Origin of the sequence: Micromonospora sicca, assembly GCF_003172935.1 — a bacterium.
In the GTDB taxonomy this organism is placed as follows: domain Bacteria; phylum Actinomycetota; class Actinomycetes; order Mycobacteriales; family Micromonosporaceae; genus Micromonospora; species Micromonospora sicca.
In genome coordinates this window covers 1-17,341 of sequence record NZ_QGKS01000109.1, presented here as the reverse complement: position 1 = coordinate 17,341, position 17,341 = coordinate 1, and the positions used below count along the sequence as shown (strand labels likewise).

Genomic DNA, 17,341 nt, shown 5'->3' with positions numbered 1-17,341 from the left:
AGAACACCGCCGGCGTGGCGGTCGCCACGCCGACGGTGCTGTCGACGGTTGGTCCCGCGGGTCAGCCGGCCTCGGTGCCGCCCTCATCGCCGCCGCCACCCTCGCGGGTGATGATCGGCGAGGCCGGCGCGGCCGGGGTCAGCGGGACGCCGATCGGGGCCGCGGTCTTGATCGTCTTGCCGTTGCCGAAGTCGAAGACCAGGTTGACCTGCTGGCCGGGGAGCAGCTTGTCGTTCAGCCCGACGACCTGGAGGCGCTGGCCGTTGCCGCCGGTGAGCTGGGCGTAGCCGAGGGCCGGGATCTCGATCCGGGCCGGCTGGCCGGCCGGGGCCGAATCGCTCGCCGAGGCGGACGGGCTGGCCGAGGGGGACTTGCTGGCCCCGAGCGACCGGCTCGGCGACGCACTGGGGTCGCTCGCGGTCGGCGACGCGGAGGCGGGCTCGGTCGCCGACTGGCTCGGGCTCGCCTGGGCACCGCTCGGGGTCGAGCCGGCGAGCACGACCTCTCGGGCGCTGTCGGTGGTGACGGTGACGGTCACCGGGGCCTTGCTGTCGTTGTAGATCACGACGTTCAGGAGGGCGTTGCCGCCCGCCTGGTAGCCCGCGGCGCCCGGGTACTGCACGTAGAGGCCGCGCACCTTGTAAAGGCTGTCGGAGGTCTGGACGTTCACGCCCTGCACCGACGGGTTCTTGTTGGCGGTCTCGGCCACCTGGCCGGCGCCACACCCGGACAGCAGCAGGCTCGCCGCCGCGGCCGTACCGGCCAGCAGCAGGGCCGCCCGTCCGGAACCCCTGATCGAGCGCGTCACGTCGGTCCTCCTCGTCACGATCCCCACCCGGCCGTACCCCGGGCACGGTGGTCATACCCGCGCAGACCGCGCTCCAGGGTAGTTGGGGCTGATCGACGGTCGCACGCCGACCCGGCAACGCCACCTACCCGGGGAGCGGTCACACCACCCGGCCGCTGGCCACCAGCAGGACCACGTCGATGAGCGCCACCACCATCACCGCCCGGAAGGCGGCCACCGGCCGGCCACCGGCCCGGGTCGCGGCGCGTCCGCCGTACCCGCCGACGGCCGGCACCAGGACGGCGGCGGCGACCGCCGACAGCCCGGCCCACGACGGCGGCCCGGGCGGCCCGAAGACCAGCGTGACGGTCGCCGCGAGGAGCAGCCCAGCGGCGGCCGCCCGGCTGCCCGCCGGACCGAGCCGGTGCGGCAGGCCGCGCACCCCGGTCCGGGCGTCGTCGGCCAGGTCGGGCAGCACGTTGGCGAAGTGCGCCCCGGCGCCGAGGCAGGCCGCGGCGGCGACCAGCCAGACCGGCGGCGCGGGCGCGCCGGGCAGCGCCAGCACCACGAAGGCCGGCAGCGACCCGAAGGAGACCGCGTACGGCAGCACCGAGACCGGGGTCGACTTCAGCGGCCAGTCGTAGAGCAGGGCCGAGAGCAGGCCGGCGGTGGCCCAGACCGCCGCCGCCGGGTTCGTGGTCAGCGCCAGCACCGGCGTGGCCAGCGCGGCCAGCACCGCGGCGAGGCCCGCGACGCGCCGCCGGAGCGCGCCGGTGGCGACCGGCTTGTCGGTACGCCCCACCGTGGCGTCCCGGTCGGCGTCGAGCGCGTCGTTGCTCCAGCCGACGGCGAGCTGGCTGGCCAGCACGGTGAGCACCACGGCGGCGATGCCGGCCGGCCGGTGCCCGACGCCCCACGCCAGCAGCCCGGCCACCGTGGTGACGGCCGCGGCCGGCTCCGGGTGGCTCGCCCTGACCAGCACTAGCACCGTTGACGACATGAGGGAAGTCTGGTCGTTACCGGGGAGTCGTGCCACGCTCGGTCCATGCGAGACGCGGCCCCGGTGACCATCCCACCCCGCGTGCTGCCGCCCAACGACCCCCGCCAGTACGACGACCTCGTCGACGAGTGGTGGCGGCCGGACGGCGCCTTCGCGATGCTGCACTGGCTGGCCCGGGCCCGGGCCGCACTCGTCCCCCCGGCGTCCCGGCCCGGCGCGGTCCTGGTCGACCTCGGCTGCGGCGCCGGCCTGCTCGCGCCGCACCTGGCGGGGAAGGGCTACCGGCACGTCGGGCTGGACCTCACCCGGTCCGCGCTGGCGCAGGCCGCCGCGCACGGGGTGACCGCGGTCAACGCCGACGCCACCGCGGTACCGCTGGCCGACGGCTGCGCCGACGTGGTCTCCGCCGGCGAGCTGCTGGAGCACGTGCCGGACTGGCGGCGCGCGGTCGCCGAGGCCTGCCGGCTGCTGCGCCCGGGCGGCCTGCTGGTGCTGGACACGCTCAACGACACGCCGCTGGCCCGGCTCGTCGCGGTGGAGATCGGCGAGCGGCTGCCCACCGTGCCGCGCGGCATCCACGATCCACGGTTGTTCGTGGACGCCTGCGAGCTGGTCGCCGAGTGCGCCCGACACGGCGTCGAGCTGCGGCTGCGGGGCATCCGCCCGGAGCTGCGGGGCACGCTGGGCTGGCTGCTGCGGCGGATGCGCGGTGGACCCGCCGGCCGTCCGGTGGGGACGGACGGAGGCCGCGAGCCGCGGATCGTGCCGACCCGCTCCACCGCGGTGCTGTACCAGGGCCGTGGGCTCCGGGGCGGGTAGCCGGGGCCGCCCGGGGTAAAGGGGACGCCGAGAAGGGGGCTACATGACTGTGCACGCGCTGGAGGCGGCCCGCCGGTTGGCGCCGCGACTGGCCGCCCGGGCGGCGGAGCACGACCGGGAGGGTTCCTTCCCGGTCGACGACTTCGCCGACCTGCGGGAGGCCGGGCTCTTCGGGCTGATGGTGCCCCGCGAGCTGGGCGGGGCGGGGGCCACCTTCGCCGAGTACGCCGCCGTCGCCACCGAGCTGGCCCGGGGCAACGGTGCGACCGCCCTGGTGTTCAACATGCACGCCTCGGTCACCGGCGCGCTCGGCGCGGTCACCGAGGAACTCGCCGAGGCGCTGGGCGTACCGGAGGAGGCGCTGGCCGCCCGGGACCGGCTGCTCCGCGCGGCGGCGGCGGGCTCCTGGTACGCGGTGGCGATGAGCGAACGCGGCGCGGGCGCCCGGTTGTCCCAGCTCAGCACCGTCTACGAGCCGGTCGACGGGGGCAGCTGGCGGCTCAAGGGCAGCAAGACGTTCTGTTCCGGCGCCGGGCACGCCGACGGCTACCTGGTGGCCGCCCGCAGCGTCGCCGACCAGTCGGTGGTCTCCCAGTTCCTGGTGCCGGCCGGCGTCGGGCTGACCGTGGAGCCCACCTGGGACTCCCTCGGCATGCGCGCCACCTCGTCGCACGACCTGCACCTGGACGTCACCGTCCCGGGCGACCGGCTGCTCGGTGGGGTCGAGGGGCTGGCCCTGGTGGTCGCCCAGCTGATGCCGCACTGGCTGGTGGCCAGCTACGCCGCCGTCTACGTCGGGGTCGCCCGAGCGGCGATCGACGCCGCCGCCGAGCACCTGAACGCCCGCAACCTCGCCGGCCTGCCGGCGGTCCGGGCCCGGCTGGGCCGGGCCGACGCGGCGGTCGCGGCGGCCGGACTGGTGGTCGCGGAGGCGGCCCGCCGGGTCGACGAGGCGTCCGGCGACGCGGAGACGAACCGCTGGGTGTGGCGGGCCAAGCTGCTCGCCGGCACCACCGCCGCCGAGGTGGCGGCGTCCATGCTGGAGGCGGCGGGCACCTCGGCGACCCGCCGGGGACACCCGCTGGAACGGCTCTACCGGGACGCCCGGTGCGGTTCGCTGCACCCGGCGACGTCCGACGTCTGCGCCGACTGGCTGGGCATCGCAACGCTGGGCGGCGACCCGGACCGCGACGGCTCCGCTCCTCGTTGGTGAAGCGTGAGGGTGCAGGGGGAGCACGACGAGAGGTGGGGGAGATGGCCGTGCCGGTGATCGCGGGTCTGGGTACGGCGCAACCGCCGGCCGCCGCGCAGGACGAGCTCTGGGAGGGTTTCTTCGCGAAGCACTTCTCCGGCACCACCCGGGCGCTGGCCGAGCGGATCTTCGCCAACTCAGGGGTGTCCCGGCGGCAGGCGGCGGTCAATCCGCTGCTGGAGGACGTCTCGGACTGGCCGACCGAGCGACGGATGCGGCGGTACCAGGTGGAGGCCCTGCCGCTGGGCAAGGAGGCGGTGGGCCGGGCGCTCACCGCGGCCGGTCTGGACGCGGGGGACGTCGGGCTCTTCGTGGTCTGCTCCTGCACCGGGTACGCGACCCCGGGGCTGGACATCCTGCTCGCCCGGGACCTGGGCATGGCCCCGGACGCCCAGCGGATGTTCGTCGGGCACATGGGCTGCTACGCGGCCCTGCCGGGGCTCGGCGCGGCCGGCGACTTCGTCACCGCCCGGGGGCGGCCGGCGCTGCTGCTCTGCGCCGAGCTGACCAGCCTGCACATCCAACCCGCCGGCGCGCGGGTGGACACCCAGCAGATCGTCTCGCACGCCCTCTTCTCGGACGCCGCGGTCGCCGCGGTGGTCGTCCCCGGCGGCCGGGGGTACGCGCTGCGCGAGGTCGCCTCGGTCACCGACACCTCCACCGCCGACCACATGACCTGGGACGTGACGGACACCGGCTTCCGGATGGGGCTGTCGCCGAAGGTCCCGCAGGTGCTCTCCCGCCACGTGCGGGGCCTGGTCGACGGCCTGCTGGCCCGGCACGGCCGGACGTCGTCCGAGGTGGACGGCTGGGCGGTGCATCCGGGCGGCCCGCGCATCCTCAACGTGGTGGAACGGGAGCTGGCGTTGCCACCGGAGGCGCTGGCGGCCTCCCGGGCCGTCCTGGACGAGCACGGCAACTGCTCCTCGCCGACGGTGCTGCTGATCCTGGACCGGTTGCTCCGGGCGCCCGCGCCACCGGACCGGATCGTGATGCTGGCGTTCGGCCCCGGCCTGACGCTGTACGCCGCCCTCCTCGAACGCGACGCCTGACCCCGCCCCGGCCGGCGAGCCCGCTGTCCGTGGCGGGACGCACCGCCCGGGGTCCCCGGGCCGACCGGATCGCGCCGGGCGGATCGACCCTGGTCGCTGCCAGTGGCCGGACGCGGGTCCGACCGGAGACTAGGCTCGCCGCATGGACGCGCGGACGGACGACCGGTGGCGGGGTGGGCTGCTGGCCGGGCTGGCCCTGGCCGCCGTGGTCGCCGGGGCCTGGTGGTGGCGGCAGGCGGCGCCGGCCATCGGCCCGGTGTCGGCGGCGGTCAGCTCGGCGGCACCCAGCCCGGCCCCGGCGGGGTTGCTCCGGGTGGTCGTCGATGCCGAGGACGGTCACCTCGTGGAGGGGCCGGTGGCCGACCCGGACCAGCCGCTGGTGTTCCACCGGGAGTCCGGCGCGGCGGGAGCGCCCGAGCGGTCGGAGACCATCTGGGCGGATCGGTCCCACCTGTCGCAGGGCGGCCCGCCCCTGGTCCGGCAGACCGGGGCGGAGATGGGCGGCCGGTACCTCCTGGTGGCCGGTTGTGTCGGCAGCGGCCCGGTCACGATCCAGGTCGCGGGAGCCGACGGTGCGCCGGAGGAGCGCGCCGACTGCGGCGGACCGCCGGTGCTGCTGCGACTCACCGCCGTGGGCGGAACACTCGAGGTGCGGTTCACCGCGGACGACGGTCCGGCCGACCTGGATGCCCACCTGTCCGTGCTGTCCTGAGCCACCGGTCAGCCGGCGAGGCGAGCCAGGTCGGCGCGGTACTCCTCGACGCTGTTCAGCACCGGCACGACCCGCACCAGGTTGCTCTCCCGGTCCACCAGCAACGCGGTGGCGGCGCCGGGGCGGGCGGGCAGGTGGAGGTACGCGCGCAGGCCGCCGGCCGGGTCGGCCAGGGCGCGTACCGGCGCTCCCGCCGTCGACGGGGCGGGGCGGGCCTCCCGGCCGCCGGCCACGGTCACCACGGTGACGCCCGGCGACACGGCGCCGGCCGCCTCGGCGATCCGTTCGGTGCAGGTGCAGGCGTCCACGAGGAGGATCACCGCCGGCAGCAGGGCGCGCAGCGGCACCGGCGAGTCCTCGGCGTCGACCAGGTCCAGCGCGGGGAGCGGCCCGACCGGCCCCGGGGCCGCCGTCGGGTAGGGGACCACCGTCGGGCTTCCGCCGGAGCGGGACGACCGGGGCCAGGTGACCGCGGCCAGCCCGCCGAGGGTGGTCAGGACGGCGACCAGGAGGATCAGCACCGGGAGGCCGAGCGCGGGCAGGCCGTCCGGGCTCCGGGTGAGGCCCAGCCGGCGGTGCCAGGCGGCCCGGCGCCGGGACCGGCGCAGCTCGCGGCGGAGCTGGCGGGCCTCCTCGGCGAGCGCCGAGGCGTCGTCCGGTACGACCACCCGACCCCACTCCGGGGGCAGGTCGGGCAGCCCGTCCGATGGCCCGTGGCCTTCTGCGTCAGGCATGCCCATCGGACCCCCAGGAACCGTCGCGGTGAGCGGACGTCGTGTCCACCTCCAGCGTCCCGCACCGACCGGCGTACCGCTACACCTGGGCGCAGCTTGGATCGGCGGGATACCATGGAGGAGCGCATTGCCCTAGATATGGACGCTCCGATCACCCGTACCGGGTTGTCATCCGTTGGTCACGGAGCGTGTTGAAACCATCGGTTTGACCGCCTGTCAAGCTGAAGAAATACCTCTCACAGGGCCCCTGAGCTGCGCCAACGGTCAGGACAGCGGTGAGACATCGGTGCCTGAGCGTGTTACCCTAGACACAGCGAAAGGGGTTTCGAACCTATGGTTTTCAGTGTCGGCGAGACCGTTGTTTACCCCCACCACGGGGCCGCACTCATCGAGGCAATCGAGACTCGGGTCATCAAGGGCGAGCCTAAGCAGTACCTCGTCCTGAGGGTCGCGCAGGGTGACCTGACGGTCCGGGTGCCCGCCGAGAACGCCGAGATCGTGGGTGTGCGCGAGGTGGTCGGCGAAGAGGGCCTGGGCAAGGTCTTCGACGTGCTCCGTGCACCGCACACCGAGGAGCCGACCAACTGGTCGCGGCGTTACAAGGCGAATCTGGAGAAGCTGGCCTCCGGTAACCCGCTGAAGGTCGCCGAGGTCGTCCGCGACCTGTGGCGCCGGGAGCGGGAGCGGGGCCTGTCCGCGGGCGAGAAGCGGATGCTCGCCAAGGCCCGCGACATCCTCGTCGGTGAGGTCGCGCTGGCGGAGAAGAGCACCAAGGACGAGGCGGAGTCGCTGCTGGACAAGGTGCTGGGCGAGGCCTAGTCCCCGCAGCATCGTCGTACCCACCCCGTAGCAAAGAAATCCGAGGACCGCGACGTGACCGCGCAGCTCAATCCGCGCGGTGACGTCGCGGTCCTCGTTCCTGCGGCGGGCACCGGCGTACGCCTCGGCCCGGGCGCGCCCAAGGCGCTCCGGCCGCTGGCCGGCGAGCCGCTGCTGGTGCACGCGGTACGCCGCATCGCGGCCGCCCCGTCCGTGCACACCATCGTGGTGGCCGCCCCGGCGGCAGACGTCGAGTCGGTCCGGTCGATGCTCGCCCCGGTGGCTCCGGTGATCGTGGTGCCCGGCGGCGCGGAGCGGCAGGCCTCGGTGGCGGCCGCGCTGGCCGCCGTCCCGGCCGGCCCGGAGATCGTCCTGGTGCACGACGCGGCCCGCGCGCTCATCCCACCCGACCTGGTCGAGTCGGTGGCCGAGGCGGTCCGCTCCGGGCACGACGCGGTGATCCCGGTCCTGCCGGTGGTCGACACGATCAAGGAGGTCGACGCCGGTGGGCGGGTCCTCGGCACGGTCGACCGGTCCGCGCTGCGGGCCGTGCAGACGCCACAGGGCTTCCGCCGGTCCGTGCTGACGGCCGGGCACGCCGCGGCGGGTGACCCGCTGACCGACGACGCCGGCCTGGTCGAGAAGCAGGGCGTCGCGGTGGTCTGCGTGCCCGGCTCCGAGCACGCCCTGAAGATCACCCGACCGTTCGACCTGGCCCTCGCGGAGCATCTGCTGGCGGCCGGGGCCTGACGCGTACCCTCGGATCATGATCGTTCCTCGGGTGGCCATCGGCACGGACGTCCACGCCTTCGAGGCCGGCCGACCCTGCTGGGTCGCCGGCCTGCACTGGCCGGGCCAGGACGGCCTGGCCGGCCACTCCGACGCCGACGTGGTCGCGCACGCCGCCTGCAACGCGCTGCTCTCCGCGGCCGGCCTCGGCGACCTGGGCGCCAACTTCGGCGTCGATCAGCCCGAGTGGGCCGGCGCGTCCGGGGTGGCGCTGCTCACCGAGAGCGCCCGGCGGGTCCGCGCGGCCGGCTTCCGGATCGGCAACGTCTCGGTCCAGGTGATCGGCAACCGGCCGAAGATCGGTCCGCGCCGCGACGAGGCGCAGCGGGTCCTCTCCGCGGCCGTCGGCGCCCCGGTCACCGTCTCCGCCGCCACCACCGACGGGTTGGGTTTCCCCGGCCGCGGCGAGGGGCTCACCGGCATCGCGGTGGCCCTGGTGTACGAGGCGTCGACGGTCTGACGCCGGGGACCCGGTCACCCGGGCCCCCGACCGTCCACACGGCTCAGTCCACGTCGGTGCAGACGTTGTGCGTCGTGCCGTGGAGCATGGTGATGGTCTTCCGATCCGCGCCGGTTCACCGTCCGGACCTGCCCGGACGAGCGCTGCGGCTGGCTCTTCCTGGACGAGAGCGGCCTTCGACGCTGGTGCAGCCTGGGCACCTGCGGTCGGCCGGTCGCCCAGTCGCCCTGCCACAGCGCCTGACCGATCTGCACGGGGGCCCGGACGCGGTCCGGCCGGACCGGCGGTGGTCGGCGTTCCCCGGGGAGGCCAGCTAGGCTCGCCGGGATGTCGAGTGACGCGTCCCCCGACCAGTCCGCCGCCGACGGCTACCTCCAGCGCGCGCAGCTCCTCGCCGAGCTGAGCCGCTACGACGAGGCGGCCGGTGAGCTGGGCTTGGCCATCGCCATGGACCCGGCGAACGCCGCGGCGTTGACCATGCTGGCCCGGGTGCACCTGGCCGCCGACCGGTCCGCCGAGGCGCTCACGGCTGCCGAGGCCGCCGTCGCCGCCGCCCCGGGCGCCGTACCGCCGCTGGTCGCGCGCGGGCTCGCGCTGGCCGACCTGCGGGAGTTCCGGGCCGCCGCGGGGACCGCCGACGAGATCCTGGCGCTCGGCCCGACCGACGCGTACGCGCAGCGCAGCGCCGCCGCGATCCTGGCCGGCTCGCGCAACGGGCAGCAGGCGCTCAACGCCGCCTGGCGGGGCGTCGAGCTGGCCCCGGAGGAGCCGCAGGCGCACCTGGTGCTCGGTCTGGTGGCGGCCCGGCTCGAGGTGTACGACCTCGCCGAACGGGCCTACCGGGAGGCGCTGCGGCTGGACCCGGAACTGGCCGTGGCCCGGCACGACATGGGCGTCATCCGGCTGGAGCAGCGCCGCTACGCCGAGGCGCTGGAGCACCTGGTCGAGGCGGCCGTGATGGATCCGGCGGGGACGGACTCCGGGCGTACGATCGCGGACGGTCTGCGCCGGTTGCTGCTCTACGGCGCCGGCTGGTCGCTGGTCGCCACCGTGCTGGTCGCCTTCCTGGCCCCGGGCGGGCCGGGCCTCTCCCGGGTCTTCGCGGCGCTGGCCGCGCTCGGCGGGGCGCTGGTGGTGTGGCGCCACGCGACCCGGGTGCCCGGGCTGGTCCGGGCGATCCTGCCCGGCCTGCTGCGCTCCGACCGGACCCTGGCGTGGGCGCTCTACGCGGTGGCCGCCGGGCCGGTGCTGCTGCTGCTCTACGCGCTGGTCGGCACGCCGTGGCCGCTGGTCGCCGCGATCGTCGCCGCTTCATTGGCCGAGCTCGCGGTCTTCTCCCGTTCCCTGCGCTGACCGGTGGCCGAGAGCAGCCCCTGGACGGCGACCGACCTGGGGACGGTGACCACCCCGACCGCGACTACGCGCGTCGCGCCCAGGTCCAGGCGTAGCCGTCGTCCTCGCAGGCGGACGCCGCGTCGCAGAGGTCGAGGGGCCGGAAGGTGTCGACCATGACGGCCAGCTCGTCGAAGAAGTCGACGCCGATCGAGCGCTCGGCGGCGCCCGGCTGCGGGCCGTGGGTGAAGCCGGACGGGTGCAGCGAGATCGAGCCCTGCTCGATGCCCGAGCCGCGCCGGGCCTCGTAGTTGCCGCCGGTGTAGAAGAGCATCTCGTCGGAGTCGACGTTGTGGTGGTTGTACGGCACCGGGATGGCGTCCGGGTGGTAGTCCACCTTGCGCGGCACGAACGAGCAGATCACGAAGTTCGGGCCCTGGAAGGTCTGGTGCACGGGCGGCGGCTGGTGGATCCGGCCGGTGATCGGCTCGAAGTCGTGGATGGAGAACGCCCACGGGTACAGGTGCCCGTCCCAGCCGACGACGTCGAACGGGTGGTTGGCGTAGACGTACCTCGTCCAACCGCGACGGTGCCGGACCAGCACCTCGACGTCGGTGCCGTCGACCAGCAGCGGCGCGTCCGGCCCCCGGACGTCCCGCTCGCAGTACGGCGCGTGCTCTAGGAACTGGCCGCGTACCGAGAGGTAGCGCTTGGGCGGGCCGATGTGGCCGGTCGCCTCGACGGCCAGCAGCCGGGTCGGCTCGTCGCCGGTGGGCACCAGCCGGTGGATGGTCGAGGTGGGGATGATGACGTAGTCGCCGGCCACCGCGTCCAGCACGCCGAACGGGGACTCCACCCGCAGCGAGCCGGACTCCAGGTAGAGGCAGTGGTCGCCGGTGGCGTCGCGGAACAGCGGGGAGGGCCGGTCGGCCAGCACGTACGCGATCCGGACGTCGTCGTTGGCGAGCAGGTACTGCCGGCCGAGCACCGGGTCCGCGCCGGCCCCGTCGAGCTTGTGGGTGCGCAGGTGGCGGGGCTTGAGGGGCAGGTTGGGTACCCGGGTGAAGGCGGGCGGGGTGAACTCCTCGGCGGCGGTGATCGCAGTCGGCGCGTGCCGGTGGTAGAGCAGGGACGAGTCGGAGGAGAAGCCCTCCTGACCGACCAGCTCCTCGGCGTAGAGGCTGCCGTCGGGCTGGCGGAACTGGGTGTGGCGCTTGCGCGGCAGCTCACCGACGCTGCGGTAGTACGGCATCTCGCCTCCCGATATGTCCCGTTCTCCGGCCGATTGCGTCCGATAATCGGACGCTGTTGTCCGTTCCTTGTAGCGTCCCGTAAGTTCTTGTCTCGTGTCAACGCACGTGCCCCGACTCTTCGCCGGTCTCGTCGACGACGCCGCTGTCTTCCCGCCCGGCAGCGCCGCGCTGCCCGACGCGGTGGGCGCCCACCGGCGGCACCGCACCGCCTGGTACGCCGACCTGGTCGGCCCGCTGCTGCTGCCCGCCTCGACCCTGCCGGAGCTGCCCGACCTGCTCGGCCCGGACGAGCCGGTGGCGGTCGGCGTCATCGGCGACGTGCCGATCGGCCAGCTCGACGCGGCGCTCGCCGAGGCCGATCCCCGGATCACCGTCCGCCAGGTCGAGGCGGCGGTCGCCAAGCGTGGCGAGGACCCGCAGCCGGGCCTGGCCGAGCTGGTGAAGCTCGCCGAGCGGCTGGGCGCCATCCCCGTGTACGCGGAGATCCCGCTGACCTTCGGGCTGATGGGGGCGCTGGACGCGGTCGCCGGGGCGCGGGCCGGCGGGCTGCGGGTCGCGGCGAAGTTCCGCACCGGCGGACTGGCCGCCGAGCTCTTCCCGACGCCGATCGAGCTGGCCGCGGTGATCTGCGCCTGCCGGGACCGGAGGCTGCCGTTCAAGCTGACCGCCGGGCTGCACCACGCGGTGCGGCACCGGGACCCGGAGACCGGCTTCACCCACCACGGCTTCGTCAACGTGCTCGCCGCCACGCTCGCCGCCACCGAGGACGCCGAGGTGGACGTCGTGGCTGAGCTGCTCGCCGCCACCGACCCGGTCCGGCTGGTGGAGCGGGCGCGGGCCGACCGCGAGACGGAGCGTCCGCTCTGGATCGGGTACGGCTCGTGCAGCATTGAGGAACCACTGACCGATCTGATCCGGCTGGGGCTGGTGAACGGGGGATACGACGAATGACCTGGGTGACGGGTGCCGACGGTTCGCCGTACGGGGTGCGGAACCTGCCGTACGGCGTGTTCCGGCGCGGCGGGCAGGAGCCGCGGATCGGCGTACGCATCGGGAAGTTCGTGCTGGACCTGGCCGGCGCCGAGGCGGCGGACCTGGTGCTGGCCGCCGGGGCGCTCGGCCGGCCCACGCTGAACGACTTCATGGCCCTCGGCCGCCCCCAGTGGACGGCCGTCCGGCAGCGGGTCACCGAGCTGCTCACCGACGAGACGCACCGGCCGGCGGTGGAGCCGCTGCTGGTCCCGCTGCGCGAGGTGGAGCTGCTGCTCCCGTTCGAGGTCGCCGACTACGTCGACTTCTACTCGTCCGAGCACCACGCGGCCAACGTCGGGCAGATCTTCCGCCCCGGCCAGCCGCCCCTGCTGCCCAACTGGAAGCACCTACCGATCGGTTACCACGGCCGGGCCGGCACCGTGGTGGTCTCCGGCACCCCGGTCGTCCGCCCCCGTGGCCAGCGGGCCAGCGCGCAGGGCCCGACCACCGGCCCCTCCGTACGCCTGGACATCGAGGCCGAGGTGGGCTTCGTGGTCGGGATGCCGAGCGCGCTCGGCGATCGGGTCTCCGTGGCCGACTTCGCCGACCACGTCTTCGGTGTGGTGCTGGTCAACGACTGGTCCGCCCGCGACATCCAGGCCTGGGAGTACCAGCCGCTCGGCCCGTTCCTCGGCAAGTCCTTCGCCACCTCGGTCTCGGCCTGGGTGACCCCGCTGGACGCGCTGGCCGACGCCTTCGTGCCCGCCCCCGACCAGGACCCACCGGTGCAGGGGTACCTGCACGACACCCCGCACCTCGGGCTTGATCTCCGGCTGTCGGTCGAGTGGAACGGCGAGCGGGTGAGCCGGCCGCCCTTCGCCACCATGTACTGGACGCCGGCGCAGCAGCTCGCCCACCTCACCGTCAACGGCGCGTCGCTGCGTACCGGCGACCTCTACGCCTCCGGCACCGTGTCCGGCCCGGACCGCGGCCAGGTCGGCTCGTTCCTGGAGCTGACCTGGGGCGGCGCCGAGCCGGTCAAGTTCGCCGACGGTGGCACCCGGACGTTCCTGGAGGACGGCGACACGGTCACCATCACCGCCACCGCGCCGGGCCCGGACGGCACCACGATCGCCCTGGGCGACGTCACCGGGAGCATCCTCCCCGCCCGCTGAGCCGGTCCCGTCGTCCACCGTTCCCCGGTCGCCCCCGGTCGCACAGCGGGTGCGACCGGGGACCGCGCATTCCGCGTTGATCGTCGCGGATTCCGACGCCACGAGCCGTCCGCGGCCGGTCGTGGCGCGCGAGCGGACAGGAGGTAACGAGGATGACCGAGCTCACCGGCGCCGTCTGGCGCACCAGCAGTCGCTCCAACGACCAGGGTCTCTGCGTGGAGGTGGCGGCCAACGTGGTCGCCGTGCACGGAGTGGTCGGGGTACGCGACTCGAAGGACCCGTCCGGGCCGACGCTCGCGGTCAGCCCACCGGGCTGGACGGCGTTCGTCAGCGCGATCCGCGCCGGGGCGTTCCGGCGCTGACCGACCCGTTCCCCGGTGCCCCGCCCGGGGCACCGGTGGCGGAAATGTCACCGAGGGCTCCCCGTTTCGCGTTCACGCGCCGTACCGTGGACGACACGGGAGGTGCCATGTCGACGGTGACGGTTACCGCATTCATCGAAGCGCGGGACGTCGACGTCTGGCGGCTCCTCACCGACCTCTCCGCCCGGGCCGACTGGCTCTCCGCCGTCGGCGCGGTGGAGGTGCTCACCACCGGGGCCCTCGCCGCCGGCACCGCCTGGCGGGAGACCCGGGTCCGCCCGGGCGGCGACGAGCAGTCCGAGGAGTTTCTCGTGGTGGAGGCGGTCGCGCCGCACCGGCTGGTGCTCAGCTCCCGGGGGGCCGGCGTGGACTACCGGATCGCCTGGACGCTGCGGACGGTCGAGCGGCGCCGACGCGGCTGCACCCAGGTCACCGTCGAGCAGGAGGCCGTGCCGACCGCCCCGTACGGCCGGGTGCTGGCCCTGATCCTCGGCGGCCTCGCCGCCCGCGCGGTCGAGGGCGCCCTCCGGCGTGACCTGGCCGACCTGACCCGCGCCGTCACACCGGCCTCCTCCGCCGAGGCCGCCTGACCCGCCGGCCCCGCCTGGCGGCCGCCCGACCCGCCGACGCGGCTCCGCCGGCTCGACCTGACCGGGATGCGGGGGGTCCCGCTGGGTAGGGTGCCGGGCGGAGGTGCGGCATGGGCTTGCCCGAGGGGCGGCGGCGGATCACGGTGGCGGTCGCGGCGGTGCTCACCGTCGCGGTGGTCGCCGCCATCGTCTACCGCGTGCTTGCTCCCGCCGAGGTGATCACGCCGGCCCGGGCCGCGTACCCGCCGGCGGCGACCCCGCCCGTGGGGGTGATCGGCCGGCTGCCGGTGGCGCCGCTGATCGTGGACGGCCGGCTCCGGGTCTACGCCGGGACCCGCCAGGTGTACGCCGACCAGCCGGTCGACGGGAAGCACCGGGTCACCCCGTTCTGGTCGTACCGGCGCTGGCCGGCCAAGCTCGTCGGCGTGCTGGCCAGCGGGGTGACCGTGGTCAGCCGCTGGTCCGACGGGAGAGTGGTGGCGCTGGACGCAAGGACCGGGCGGGTCGCCTGGCGGGCGGACGGGCCGGAGCCGGGACCGGTGTCGAAGCCCCGGCGTACCTTCGCGTCGACGGTCTGGGACCCGGCGGGGCTGCACGTCACGCGTACCGCCGACGGTCGCGCGGTGCTGGTGGCCGCCGGTCGGCGGCAGGTGGGTGGGTACGCCCTGGCCGACGGCCGGCAGCTCTGGCGGGTCGACGCGGGCGACTGCCGTACCGACGTGGGGACCACGGCCACCGGCGCGCTGATCGCGGTCGACGGCTGCGCCATGCCGACGACGGTCGAGTTCCGGGACGCGGCCACCGGAGCGGTCCGCACCCGCTGGCACCCCCCCGGCGGCGGGAGGGGGCTGGTGGTGACCCCGGTGGGCTGCGTCGACGGGCACTCGGCGTGCCGGGGGCTGCGGACCGCGGGGTCGGGGGACGACGCCGGCCGGGGCTGGCTGGTCGGGGCCGGCGACCCGGTCGCCGCGCCCGGCCTGAACGGGCCGGACGCCGAACTCGCCGGCGAGCGGGCCGTCGGCAGCACCGGTGGGGTGCTGACCGGCCGGTCGGCGCGGACCGGCGAGGACCTGTGGCGGCGGGCCGACCTGGGCCTGGTGCGGATCATCGCGGTGCAGCCCGGTCGGGTGCACCTGCTGACCGAGCGGAACGACCTGGTCACCCTCGATCCGAGCACCGGCGCCGAGCGGTCCCGCTTCGCCATGGACATCGGCCACGACGGGGTGGCCTGGGTGCCCGGGCGGGCGTACGCGGCGGACGGCTACCTCGCCCTGGAACGGCTCCGCAAGGGCGCCGGCCCGGACTCGGATGACCAGGCGTACTTCCTGACGGCCGAGCCCGTGCTGCTCGCCGCGACATAAGGTCGCGGCGAGCAGCGGGGATGTCAGGCCAGCGCCGACTCGGCGGCGGCGAGGAAGGCGTCGTTCTCCCCCGGGGTGCCGATGGTGACCCGGACCCCGTCGCCGGCGAACGGCCGGACGATCACGCCGCGCGCCTCGCAGGCCTTGCCGAACTCGACGGCCCGGTCGCCGAGCGGCAGCCAGACGAAGTTGGCCTGGCTGGCCGGCACGTCCGGGACGAACTTGCGCAGCGCCTCGGTGACCCGGTCCCGTTCGGAGACCACCAGCGCGCACCGGCGCTCCACCTCGTCGGCCTGGGCCAGCGCCGCAAGGGCGCCGGCCTGGGCGGCCATGCTGGTGGAGAAGGGGGTGACGACCTTGCGGACGGCGGCGGCCACCTCCGGGGCGGCGACCAGGAAGCCGATCCGCAGCCCGGCCAGGCCCCACGCCTTCGACAGGGTGCGCAGCACGACGACGTTCGGCCGGTCCAGGTAGGTCAGGCCGTCCGGCACCTCCGGGTCGGTGACGAACTCCCGGTAGGCCTCGTCGATCACCACCAGCACGTCGTCCGGCACCGCGTCGAGGAAACGGTCCAGCTCGGCCTTGCGGACGGCGGTGCCGGTCGGGTTGTTCGGGTTGCAGACCAGGATCATCCGGGTCCGGTCGGTCACCGCCGCGGCCATCGAGGCCAGGTCGTGGCCGTGCCCGGCGTCGTTGGGCACCCGCACGCTGGTCGCGCCGCTGGTCGCCGCGATGATCGGGTACGCCTCGAACGACCGCCACGAGTAGAGCAGCTCGTCGCCGGGGAGGCAGGTGGCCCGGACCAGGTGCTCGGCCAGCGCCACCGAGCCGCAGCCGGTGGCGATCCGGTCGGCGTCCACGCCGTACCGGTCGGCCAGGGCCTGGCGCAGCGCCACCACGCCCATGTCCGGGTAGCGATGCGAGCCGGCCACCGCCTCGGCGACCGCCTCCACCACGCCGGGCAGCGGGCCGTACGGCACCTCGTTGCTGGCCAGCTTGATCGCCTCGGGCAGGCCCAGCTCGCGGGCCAGGTCCGCCGGGCTCCGGCCGGGCACGTAGTTCGGCAGCGCGTCGAGGTCGGCGCGGGTCAGCCGCAGCGGCGGCTGGTGACGTCCGGTGTCGGTCATGGTGTGTCTCCCGGGTGGTTGGCGCGGTCGTGCGGGGCGGTACGGGTGTCGGGCGTGGCGCGGGGCACCTGCACCACGACGGTCTGCGCCCGCTTGTCGTGCAGCGCCTGGCGCAGCGGGTGGTCGAAGAGCGGGGAGACCGCGTCGACGAACTGGAGCAGCAGGCCGAAACCGCAGCAGTACCAGAGCAGGGTGGGCAGGCCGAGGGTGCTCCACCGCCGGGTCGCCCGGCCGAAGCCGAGCGGCTGGTCGGCCTCGATCGGGACCGCCCGCACCCGCATCACCCGCTTGCCGAACGTCTGGCCCTGGGCCGCCATCGACGGCACCTCGTAGGCGAACCAGAGCGCGGTGGCGATCAGCAGGATGGCGATCTGCAGCCCGGCGGCCTGCTCGCCCGGCTGGGGCAGCCCCTCCGTGGAGGTGTTGCCGGAAAGCGACCGGCGCACCGACTCCCGCAGGTACGGCGAGATCTCCTCGACGTACCGCCAGACGAACCAGCCGTTGACCACGGCGTTGAGCAGGAACACGGCGCCGAAGTCGATCAGGCGGGCGACCAGGCGGACGCCGTACGAGGCCAGCGGCAGCCCGTGCGGCCGCGGCTCGGGCGGCCGCCCCGGCCAGGTCGGGTACGGCCAGCCGGGCGGCGGCCCCTGCGGGTGTCCCGGCCCGGGGGCGTACCCCGGGCCCGGCCAGCGCCCCGGGCCGGGCTGCGCCGCTCCCGGGTGACCGGGGTGCGGTGCCGGGC

Annotated in this window: 19 protein-coding genes and 1 pseudogene; 14 read left to right on the top strand and 6 right to left on the bottom strand. The window is 75.2% G+C overall.

The features are described from left to right. Positions 1-61: 61 nt before the first annotated feature. Entirely contained in the window at positions 62-808 is a 747-nt protein-coding gene (locus DKT69_RS04600) for a hypothetical protein (RefSeq protein WP_109800352.1), read from the bottom strand. 139 nt (positions 809-947) lie between these two features. Next, the gene (locus tag DKT69_RS04595; protein WP_109800351.1) at positions 948-1,787 is read right to left on the bottom strand and encodes a UbiA family prenyltransferase; all 840 of its coding nucleotides are present in this window, start codon (positions 1,785-1,787) and stop codon (positions 948-950) included. Between the two features lie 45 nt (positions 1,788-1,832). On the opposite strand from DKT69_RS04595, the gene DKT69_RS04590 reads away from it, so the two are divergent. The 4 genes from DKT69_RS04590 (at position 1,833) to DKT69_RS04575 (ending at position 5,622) form a co-directional block, all read left to right on the top strand. Then, complete coding sequence (locus DKT69_RS04590; RefSeq protein ID WP_109800350.1) at positions 1,833-2,606, top strand: methyltransferase domain-containing protein; 774 nt, start codon at positions 1,833-1,835, stop codon at positions 2,604-2,606. A 43-nt stretch (positions 2,607-2,649) separates the two neighbouring features. Next, complete coding sequence (locus DKT69_RS04585; protein ID WP_109800349.1) at positions 2,650-3,819, top strand: acyl-CoA dehydrogenase family protein; 1,170 nt, start codon at positions 2,650-2,652, stop codon at positions 3,817-3,819. A 41-nt stretch (positions 3,820-3,860) separates the two neighbouring features. After that, positions 3,861-4,910 carry a type III polyketide synthase gene (locus DKT69_RS04580; protein ID WP_109800348.1) on the top strand — a complete coding sequence of 350 codons (1,050 nt, stop codon included), beginning with the start codon at positions 3,861-3,863 and terminating at the stop codon, positions 4,908-4,910. 142 nt (positions 4,911-5,052) lie between these two features. Continuing rightward, the gene (locus DKT69_RS04575) at positions 5,053-5,622 is read left to right on the top strand and encodes a DUF6023 family protein (protein ID WP_109800347.1); all 570 of its coding nucleotides are present in this window, start codon (positions 5,053-5,055) and stop codon (positions 5,620-5,622) included. 8 nt (positions 5,623-5,630) lie between these two features. On the opposite strand, the gene DKT69_RS04570 is transcribed toward DKT69_RS04575, so the two are convergent. Next, a complete protein-coding gene (locus DKT69_RS04570; RefSeq protein WP_109800346.1) occupies positions 5,631-6,362 on the bottom strand; it encodes a serine/threonine-protein kinase in 732 nt (243 codons plus the stop codon). Between the two features lie 327 nt (positions 6,363-6,689). Between DKT69_RS04570 and DKT69_RS04565 the strand changes: the two genes are divergently transcribed. From DKT69_RS04565 to DKT69_RS04545, 5 genes and pseudogenes are all read left to right on the top strand, one after another. After that, complete coding sequence (locus DKT69_RS04565; protein ID WP_089012187.1) at positions 6,690-7,175, top strand: CarD family transcriptional regulator; 486 nt, start codon at positions 6,690-6,692, stop codon at positions 7,173-7,175. Positions 7,176-7,229: 54 nt separating this feature from the next. Then, positions 7,230-7,925 (top strand): 2-C-methyl-D-erythritol 4-phosphate cytidylyltransferase, encoded by a 696-nt coding sequence (gene ispD, locus DKT69_RS04560; protein WP_109800345.1) that lies wholly within the window; start codon positions 7,230-7,232, stop codon positions 7,923-7,925. Between the two features lie 13 nt (positions 7,926-7,938). Then, positions 7,939-8,424, top strand: a complete 486-nt coding sequence (gene ispF / locus DKT69_RS04555; protein ID WP_109800344.1) for a 2-C-methyl-D-erythritol 2,4-cyclodiphosphate synthase — start codon at positions 7,939-7,941, stop codon at positions 8,422-8,424. 132 nt (positions 8,425-8,556) lie between these two features. Continuing rightward, positions 8,557-8,667: pseudogene (locus DKT69_RS39485) on the top strand (CGNR zinc finger domain-containing protein); the annotation flags it as partial. Positions 8,668-8,751: 84 nt separating this feature from the next. Continuing rightward, positions 8,752-9,777 (top strand): tetratricopeptide repeat protein, encoded by a 1,026-nt coding sequence (locus DKT69_RS04545; RefSeq protein ID WP_109800343.1) that lies wholly within the window; start codon positions 8,752-8,754, stop codon positions 9,775-9,777. Positions 9,778-9,841: 64 nt separating this feature from the next. On the opposite strand, the gene DKT69_RS04540 is transcribed toward DKT69_RS04545, so the two are convergent. Beyond that, a complete protein-coding gene (locus DKT69_RS04540) occupies positions 9,842-11,008 on the bottom strand; it encodes a homogentisate 1,2-dioxygenase (protein ID WP_109800342.1) in 1,167 nt (388 codons plus the stop codon). 94 nt (positions 11,009-11,102) lie between these two features. Here DKT69_RS04540 and DKT69_RS04535 point away from each other — a divergent pair, with 94 nt between their 5' ends. The 5 genes from DKT69_RS04535 to DKT69_RS04515 all read left to right on the top strand — a co-directional run bounded on the left by DKT69_RS04535 (position 11,103) and on the right by DKT69_RS04515 (position 15,469). Beyond that, positions 11,103-11,960 carry a hypothetical protein gene (locus DKT69_RS04535; protein WP_109800341.1) on the top strand — a complete coding sequence of 286 codons (858 nt, stop codon included), beginning with the start codon at positions 11,103-11,105 and terminating at the stop codon, positions 11,958-11,960. Continuing rightward, the gene (gene fahA, locus DKT69_RS04530) at positions 11,957-13,156 is read left to right on the top strand and encodes a fumarylacetoacetase (RefSeq protein WP_109800340.1); all 1,200 of its coding nucleotides are present in this window, start codon (positions 11,957-11,959) and stop codon (positions 13,154-13,156) included. The genes DKT69_RS04535 and fahA overlap by 4 nt, the downstream gene beginning before the upstream one ends. 152 nt (positions 13,157-13,308) lie before the next feature. Further along, positions 13,309-13,518, top strand: coding sequence for a DUF397 domain-containing protein (locus DKT69_RS04525; protein ID WP_109800339.1), 210 nt, complete (start codon positions 13,309-13,311; stop codon positions 13,516-13,518). Between the two features lie 107 nt (positions 13,519-13,625). Further along, complete coding sequence (locus DKT69_RS04520) at positions 13,626-14,108, top strand: SRPBCC family protein (RefSeq protein WP_109800338.1); 483 nt, start codon at positions 13,626-13,628, stop codon at positions 14,106-14,108. Positions 14,109-14,218: 110 nt separating this feature from the next. Continuing rightward, on the top strand, positions 14,219-15,469 hold the full coding sequence (locus tag DKT69_RS04515) for an outer membrane protein assembly factor BamB family protein (RefSeq protein ID WP_109800337.1): 1,251 nt from the start codon (positions 14,219-14,221) through the stop codon (positions 15,467-15,469). 23 nt (positions 15,470-15,492) lie between these two features. Here DKT69_RS04515 and hisC read toward each other — a convergent pair whose 3' ends face one another. Further along, on the bottom strand, positions 15,493-16,596 hold the full coding sequence (gene hisC, locus DKT69_RS04510) for a histidinol-phosphate transaminase (protein ID WP_109800336.1): 1,104 nt from the start codon (positions 16,594-16,596) through the stop codon (positions 15,493-15,495). Continuing rightward, a partial coding sequence (locus DKT69_RS04505; protein ID WP_109800335.1) for an RDD family protein occupies positions 16,593-17,341 on the bottom strand: 749 nt, incomplete at its 5' end. The genes DKT69_RS04505 and hisC, both read right to left, overlap by 4 nt.

What these genes read in the sequence shown, in the direction of transcription:
- DKT69_RS04595 (WP_109800351.1), bottom strand. Translation starts at nt 1,787, where the DNA reads ATGTCGTCAACGGTGCTAGTGCTGGTCAGGGCGAGCCACCCGGAGCCG.
- DKT69_RS04590 (WP_109800350.1), top strand. Translation starts at nt 1,833, where the DNA reads ATGCGAGACGCGGCCCCGGTGACCATCCCACCCCGCGTGCTGCCGCCC.
- DKT69_RS04585 (WP_109800349.1), top strand. Translation starts at nt 2,650, where the DNA reads ATGACTGTGCACGCGCTGGAGGCGGCCCGCCGGTTGGCGCCGCGACTG.
- DKT69_RS04580 (WP_109800348.1), top strand. Translation starts at nt 3,861, where the DNA reads ATGGCCGTGCCGGTGATCGCGGGTCTGGGTACGGCGCAACCGCCGGCC.
- DKT69_RS04575 (WP_109800347.1), top strand. Translation starts at nt 5,053, where the DNA reads ATGGACGCGCGGACGGACGACCGGTGGCGGGGTGGGCTGCTGGCCGGG.
- DKT69_RS04570 (WP_109800346.1), bottom strand. Translation starts at nt 6,362, where the DNA reads ATGGGCATGCCTGACGCAGAAGGCCACGGGCCATCGGACGGGCTGCCC.
- DKT69_RS04565 (WP_089012187.1), top strand. Translation starts at nt 6,690, where the DNA reads ATGGTTTTCAGTGTCGGCGAGACCGTTGTTTACCCCCACCACGGGGCC.
- DKT69_RS04545 (WP_109800343.1), top strand. Translation starts at nt 8,752, where the DNA reads ATGTCGAGTGACGCGTCCCCCGACCAGTCCGCCGCCGACGGCTACCTC.
- DKT69_RS04540 (WP_109800342.1), bottom strand. Translation starts at nt 11,008, where the DNA reads ATGCCGTACTACCGCAGCGTCGGTGAGCTGCCGCGCAAGCGCCACACC.
- fahA (WP_109800340.1), top strand. Translation starts at nt 11,957, where the DNA reads ATGACCTGGGTGACGGGTGCCGACGGTTCGCCGTACGGGGTGCGGAAC.
- DKT69_RS04525 (WP_109800339.1), top strand. Translation starts at nt 13,309, where the DNA reads ATGACCGAGCTCACCGGCGCCGTCTGGCGCACCAGCAGTCGCTCCAAC.
- DKT69_RS04520 (WP_109800338.1), top strand. Translation starts at nt 13,626, where the DNA reads ATGTCGACGGTGACGGTTACCGCATTCATCGAAGCGCGGGACGTCGAC.
- DKT69_RS04515 (WP_109800337.1), top strand. Translation starts at nt 14,219, where the DNA reads ATGGGCTTGCCCGAGGGGCGGCGGCGGATCACGGTGGCGGTCGCGGCG.
- hisC (WP_109800336.1), bottom strand. Translation starts at nt 16,596, where the DNA reads ATGACCGACACCGGACGTCACCAGCCGCCGCTGCGGCTGACCCGCGCC.